We start from the raw sequence: 6846 nt of genomic DNA on the forward strand, positions 1-6846 counted from the left end.
ATCTCCTCGTATTCTTTCATTGAAGAGAGCATAATGGCAAAATCTATATCTTTTGTTCCCCGGCTTGGTTTAATATTGTCTTTAAGTAATTCTAAGGCAAGCGCACTTGCACCAATAAGATAATATGGGACTCCAAATTGTTCCATTACTTCATCAATGAGATGAAAGACCTCGGAAAAATGGGGTATCGCTAACTCTTTATAAGATTGGTTTGATTTGCTCATTAAATATCATTTCTGCAGTTTCCTTATTTCGTTTACCTCCTCCAATTAAAAGTTCAGCATAAACAATTACTGAAGGAGCTATTTGGGTATTCAGGTTTTGATTCCAGAACATTTCTACGACTTCTAGATCACCTTCCTTTTTAGGCTTAAGTTTATAGTTCCTTATTAGGTTAGCTTGATCTTCATTCGTATAAAGAATAAATTTCTCAGGTCGCAGGTAATTGGTAATCAAGTCGGCTGCTGCCTCCCCTCCCCAAGCAGCAATCCTTTCATTTAATTGAATATCTTTCCAATCTATCCTCATTTGGTAAGTCTTTTTCTTTAACCCTGGCTTGAGGATAGTTTCATAATCTTCGACCCAGCGAAATAACAGTTCTTTTCTTTTTTGCCAAGTATATTCTTTTTTATTTAGCGGTAGAAGATATCCAGTTGCTTTCAGCCCATCTAAGACTTGCGGGATATTACCTAAACCTACACCTGTATATTCTGCAATTTCTCGTTGGGTTTTATTCACGAGCTCTGGTTTAAGTAAAAAATGAAAGAGTACTTTTAACCCCGTTTTTGTAAATGCTCTATTCCCTTTTTCTTTTGTGTGGTTAATCGGTTTGTGGGTATCTACTAATAAGAATAATTCCCTTTTTTCTATATAAACATTCCCATTTGCTTCTATATAAGGCATTTTTCGTTCACGCAATGCAATTTTTACTTTGCTAGGAATCCGTTCTGCCACTAAAAGGATGTCTGAACCTGTTCCTTTATACGCTTCTAACTGAGCTACAATGTATTGCCGTACTTCTTTTTTTACTTCAATAAAAAAGAGATATTGCTGTTGGTTATAATTGAGGGCAAGTTCACCATCAAATTGTCCTTTTGGTGTATAGTGAAATTGCAAAGGGATTTCTTTTTGTACATTCTCTAAGGCAATATTTAATACTTCTCTCTCCATTTGTTCACAAATATAACACGTTCACGTTACGTGAACAAGAGGTAAACGTGAACATGTTATGTTCTTTGCTACACTTATCAAAAAAATGCTCTAAATAAAGTATAAATAGCGCGCTTCGCTTCCTGTATTACAACAACTTGGTGGCAATTCAAATTAAGCCAAAAGGCAAATCTCCCACCAATAAACAGGCTCACATGTAACAATTGATCCATGTAAATCTCATTCCTAACTCCCTACTCCTCCCTAGGCATCATTTCCTCTCTCTCTGCAATTTGATACACAAGGGCAGCAATTACAGTGGCATTGATCATTACGTCTCGTTCGGGCACGTATTCCAAGGCATCCAGATTGGTATGGTGGGTGACGGTGAAATAGTTTAGCATGTCCTGAATGATCTGGAATCCAGGGATTTTGTAATAATCAAAAACATCGTGGTCGGTGTAGTTGGTATTTTGGATGCTTAGATTACCCACATCGAGATGATCATAGGGCGCCAACATCTCTTCAAAAACAGGTCGTACGCCTTCATTTCCCTGTAGGTAGATGCCTCGCATTTTACCTGCCCCATTGTCCATGTTTAAATAGGCCGAGATCTTTTCAACTTCCTTTTTTCTGCTTGTTTCGCCTACTTTCCCATAGTGGTCCTCAGCATAAGCCAATGAACCTAAAAAGCCTTGTTCCTCGCCTCCCCAAAGGGCAATTCTTATGGTTCGCTTGGGTTTCAATCCTGTAGCTTTGAGGATACGCATCACTTCCATCATCACTCCGGTGCCTGCACCGTTGTCTGTGGCTCCGGAAGCCGGATGCCAGGTGTCAAAATGGGCCCCTATCATCACCACTTCTTCTTTTAATTCAGGATCTGAACCTGTAATTTCTCCTAGGATGTTCACATTATTTTCCGGCTTCAAATAAAGCTCTGAATCCAAATGAAATTTGATTTTTGGCTGAATTTCTCTGTCAACAAGACGTTTTAATTTCCCGAAACTTTCCGGAGAGATTGCAAAATAGGGCACTGATTTGATGTGACTTTCTTTAAAACTGTAGGTACCACTAGGATGAACAATACCCGGGAATAAAGGGGTAGTTCCTAAAATACTTAATGCCCCTTCTTCTTTCAGAAAGGCATAAAAAGCATCGTTCTTCCGCATTCCTTTTTCAAAAACAACATCCTTGTTGGCCACCAAGTCCACATTTCCGGAAGTTGGGCCCAATGGACTTGGAGAGGCTGGTAGTATATCTTTTTTAGCGCCCTCGATTTCCTCTTCGGTAAATCTTTCCGAAAGTGGATCGAACAACATGTTTTTCTTGGGAACCGAGCCTATCAATACCGTCTTCCCTTTCAGTTTTCCTGCCCATTGTTTTTTCACGGCTTCTATGGCGCCATAATTTTCTATCCAAACCATGTCTCCTATTTGCACCCCCTTGGAACTTTCTGTCCAGGCATATGGATAGGCTTGTATTTTCATATAGGCCGGTTCAATCATTTCCACATTAAATGACTTCACTTCCCAACCCATACAATCGTCACAATAATTTTCGAAATACACTTTGTCCAGCCCCCAAGCTTCCATGGTTTTCTTTGCCCAATGAGCTGCGGTAAGGTACTGATCGGTACCGGTCAATCTAGGCCCATAAACATCGGACAAATCTCCAATAAGCTGCATGACCTGTGATCGTTGAAAGCCTTCGGTGTTGATTTTGGAAATTGCTTGGGACCTTGTCTGCCCAAAGGAGCTGAATCCAACAAAAAGAAATAGGGCAGTAAAAAGAGTAGAAAAGGCTTTCATAAGGTGAACGATAGTATACTTGGTTAAAATCGAATGAAATTAAGAAAGAATTATGAAAGCACAAGGCTACAAATAATTATAATGGTAGATATAGCTGAGTCAGATAGTTCCAGTTATATTAATTGGATTTGTAAGGTTGGGTGCGCTTTTTTTAGAAGGTAAAAGATTCTAATACAGGACTTCACCCTGTCCTATGATATTTCGCCCCTTTAGGGCTAGAATAAAGTTATTTTTATAAAGTAGAGGCCTGAAAGGCTGGCATCTCATAGCGATGAAGCCCAATAGTACATAGGTTAGTGATTCCTCAAGCCAAGGCAAAATATTGGATTTCTCGATTCCGGGTTTAACCAAATTTAACCTAATAAGGCACACTCTTTGATAATCTGAAAAAATACAGTCCCCTTTTCCGTATAAACAATTGTAAGCCTCCCTTCCCATGAAAAACTTAAAAACCAATATTTACTTTAAAGTAACTACAATCACCATCATCGGTTTGTTATTACTCATTCCAACTTTTATGATTGAAAATTTAATTAGTGAAAGGGAGTGGACCCAAGATGAAGCAATCAGGGAAGTCAGTGCCAAATGGGGTGAGGAACAGACAATTTCCGGCCCTTTTATTTCCATACCTTACCATCGCTATGTAAAGCAATTTTCACCCAAAGATTCCATTGAAAAAATAGTTCAGATAAAGGAGCATCTCCATATATTACCAACAAAGCTTAATATTTCCGGCAATATAAACCCCGAGAAACGCCATAGAGGCATCTACGAAATCGTCGTTTACAATTCTAAACTGGATATTTCTGGAACATTTAACCAGTTTGACCTGAAAGCACTTGATATCCAAACTAAAGATATTTTATTTGATCAGGCAGAATTTGTGATAGGGGTAAATGACCTCAGAGGAATCGAAGAACAAGTGAATTTGAATTGGAATAAGGAAAAGGTCTCCTTCAATCCCGGTGTACCTACCAATGATATCGCAGGTAGTGGCATCAATGCTTCTTTAGCGATCGACCCAAATGTTGATAAAATTTACGATTTTGATTTGAGTCTAGACTTAAAAGGAAGCCAAAAACTGTATTTTACGCCAGTTGGCAAAATAACGGATATTGATTTATCTTCAGAATGGCCCAACCCAAGTTTTAATGGGGCATTTCTGCCCGACCATAGAGAAGTAAATGATAAAGGGTTCAATGCGAATTGGAACATCTTGCATTTAAATAGAAACTACCCTCAAATATGGGCCGGAAGCCGACATTCCATTGATCCCTCTTCTTTTGGAATAGACCTTCTCCTGCCAGTCGACAATTACCAAAAAACCTACAGATCCATCCGATATGCAATCTTATTTATTGGCTTTACCTTCCTTGTATTTTTCTTTATTGAGGTACTAAATAAAATTTTTATTCACCCAATCCAATACATCCTGGTTGGGGTTTCATTGATTGTTTTTTATACGCTTTTACTTTCCATATCAGAACACCTTAAATTTAATCTCGCCTTTATTGTTTCCGCTATAGCAACTTTGTCCCTTATCGCAGGATACGTGAGGGCCATCTTAAAATCGGGGAAATTAACCATGCTGATCACCGGAATTTTAACGGTGCTTTACAGCTTCATCTTTGTAATAATTCAACTTCAGGACTATGCGCTCCTTATTGGAAGTATCGGTTTATTCATTATTCTGGGGCTGATTATGTACTTCTCACGTAAGATTGATTGGTACAATATTAACTTGGAAGGAGAAAAATAGTAATCCTAACACATTCAGAGGTAGCCCCAAGGTTTCGCATTTTCTTTCCCGAAAAATGTGAAACCTTTGCCTGAAAGGCTGATATCTCAATGGGATGGGTGGAGCCCATCAGTCCATGGATTAGGAATTACATAAGCCCTTACCAAGCAAAATATATTACCTCTTTAAATTTAATAAATCATTCACTTTAAAGAACCATATCCTATTTTGAGGATTTAATTATTTATCGTAATATTGCAATCAAACAATAGCCAAAGATGGGCTTAGCAAAAACAGAGATATTTACCGACAAACAAAACGAAATTGCTTTGTTTGCAAAAGCATTTGGGCATCCCGCACGGGTATCTATTTTACAATACTTGTTTAAAATAGACTCCTGCGTTTGTAGAGATATTGAGGATGAAATAGGATTGGCCCAACCTACCATATCCCAACACTTAAAAGAATTGAAACAGCTTGGTTTGATTAAGGGAAATGTGGAAGGAACTAGCGTTTGCTATTGCATTAACGAAGAGAAATGGGCAGCCATGAAATCACTCATGTCCGAATTTCTAAACCAAGACTCAACCAACAATCCAAGTTGCTGCTAAACTGAAAACAATGCGATCCAAGTTGGCCATAAATGCCTATTTGAGACTATTCATTACTCAATAGGCCGAATGGCACAGCTAACCTAATCAGCGTAAAATAACATTCGAATAATATTGTCCGATCATAAGAAATTTCTAACTCTGAGCTACTATGTTAACCAGCCAACCACAACTTTATCCCGAAATTATCAACACCATCCGGAATTTAAAACCGGAGAATATTACCACTGAGCGCAAATTGATTCTGAAGCCACTCATAGATTTTATTCAGGCCAAAGTTGAAAGCCAACAAGAAATTCGACTTAATTTTATCTGTACCCACAATTCTAGGAGAAGTCATCTATCTCAAGTTTGGGCCCAGGTGATGGCTTTTAATTTTGGAATAAATAATTTGTTTTGCTACTCCGGAGGAACAGAAGCTACTGCACTTTTCCCCAAAGTGGTGGAAACCCTTCAAAAATCTGGGCTTTTAATTCAAAGCCTTTCCCATCAAGAAAATCCAGTATATGGGATCAAATACGCAGCCAACCAACATCCTATCATAGGGTTTTCAAAAAAGTATGAGGACGCATTCAATCCCACATCCCATTTTGCTGCGATCATGACTTGCTCACAAGCAGATGCGGGCTGCCCATTTATTCCCGGAGCTGAGAAACGCATTCCCATCACCTTTGAGGATCCTAAAGCATTTGACAACAGCCCTGAACAGGATGAAAAATACATGGAAAGAAGCCTGCAGATAGCTACAGAGATGTACTTGGTTTTTTCTGAAATCAAGTTTTAAATTAATACATAAATTAAACCCAAACTATGCAATAAATCTTCAATTAGGTGTTGAAATCACCTCGATTTCAACCACTTCTCTGCTTGCCCATGCAACACGCATTACTAATCTCTATGTAAAATCCTGATCAAAGTTTTTTCCGCAAAGTCAAAAAAACCTTTGGATTAGTTTTTGGCTCCACTGCCTCAGCATCAATATAAAGGGCTGGAAACCGGCTAGAGGATTCTAGGGCAGCCAAAAGCTTGAGTAGAGGGAAAAGTGTTGGAATGCTTATTCAAATTAAACCTTTTAGGGAAACAACTTTGGTAAATCGCTTTCCCTTTTCCTCTATTAAAATTTCATTTTTCTATTTCTAATACTGATATTTAATATCTTCTATATTGCTGGGCCAATTCCCGTCGATTGTCAAAGAATTGCGTTATTTTTGTGGTTGAGAAAAATTCAACGTCGTGTACAAACAAATCATAAAGCCTCTTCTTTTCCTAAAAAACCCGGAATCTGCACACCATTTTACATTTTCCTGGATCAAGACACTGTTCAATTTCCCATTGCTTAAACAAGCAATTCGTGGAAATTTTGCCTTCGAACACAAAACGTTGGAGAGAGAAGTGTTTGGCCTAAAATTTAAAAACCCCATTGGTTTGGCCGCAGGTTTTGACAAAGATGCCAAGCTTATTGATGAAATGTCTCTATTGGGGTTTGGTTTTATTGAAATTGGAACCTTGACTCCAAAACCCCAAGGAGGGAACCCTAAGC

The 6846-nt window shown here is 38.4% G+C and carries 5 protein-coding genes and 2 pseudogenes; 4 read left to right on the plus strand and 3 right to left on the minus strand.

Annotated features, from left to right (window positions below):
- From AAC037_RS16800 to AAC037_RS16810, 3 genes and pseudogenes are all read right to left on the minus strand, one after another.
- A pseudogene (locus AAC037_RS16800) lies at nt 1-224 on the minus strand (hypothetical protein); the annotation flags it as partial.
- Nucleotides 199-1170, minus strand: a complete 972-nt coding sequence (locus AAC037_RS16805; protein ID WP_339904173.1) for a type IV toxin-antitoxin system AbiEi family antitoxin — start codon at nt 1168-1170, stop codon at nt 199-201. The gene AAC037_RS16805 and the pseudogene AAC037_RS16800, both read right to left, overlap by 26 nt.
- A 233-nt stretch (nt 1171-1403) precedes the next feature.
- Nucleotides 1404-2957 carry a M20/M25/M40 family metallo-hydrolase gene (locus tag AAC037_RS16810; protein WP_339904175.1) on the minus strand — a complete coding sequence of 518 codons (1554 nt, stop codon included), beginning with the start codon at nt 2955-2957 and terminating at the stop codon, nt 1404-1406.
- Between the two features lie 436 nt (nt 2958-3393).
- On the opposite strand from AAC037_RS16810, the gene creD reads away from it, so the two are divergent.
- From creD to AAC037_RS16830, 4 genes and pseudogenes are all read left to right on the plus strand, one after another.
- Nucleotides 3394-4716, plus strand: a complete 1323-nt coding sequence (creD, locus tag AAC037_RS16815) for a cell envelope integrity protein CreD (RefSeq protein WP_339904177.1) — start codon at nt 3394-3396, stop codon at nt 4714-4716.
- A 257-nt stretch (nt 4717-4973) separates the two neighbouring features.
- A complete protein-coding gene (locus tag AAC037_RS16820) occupies nt 4974-5306 on the plus strand; it encodes a metalloregulator ArsR/SmtB family transcription factor (RefSeq protein ID WP_339904179.1) in 333 nt (110 codons plus the stop codon).
- Nucleotides 5307-5457: 151 nt separating this feature from the next.
- Nucleotides 5458-6090, plus strand: coding sequence for a protein-tyrosine-phosphatase (locus AAC037_RS16825; protein WP_339904181.1), 633 nt, complete (start codon nt 5458-5460; stop codon nt 6088-6090).
- A 449-nt stretch (nt 6091-6539) separates the two neighbouring features.
- Nucleotides 6540-6846, plus strand: a pseudogene (locus AAC037_RS16830) (dihydroorotate dehydrogenase (quinone)); the annotation flags it as partial.

The sequence above is a fragment of the uncultured Cyclobacterium sp. genome (assembly GCF_963976465.1).
Lineage (GTDB): Bacteria > Bacteroidota > Bacteroidia > Cytophagales > Cyclobacteriaceae > Cyclobacterium.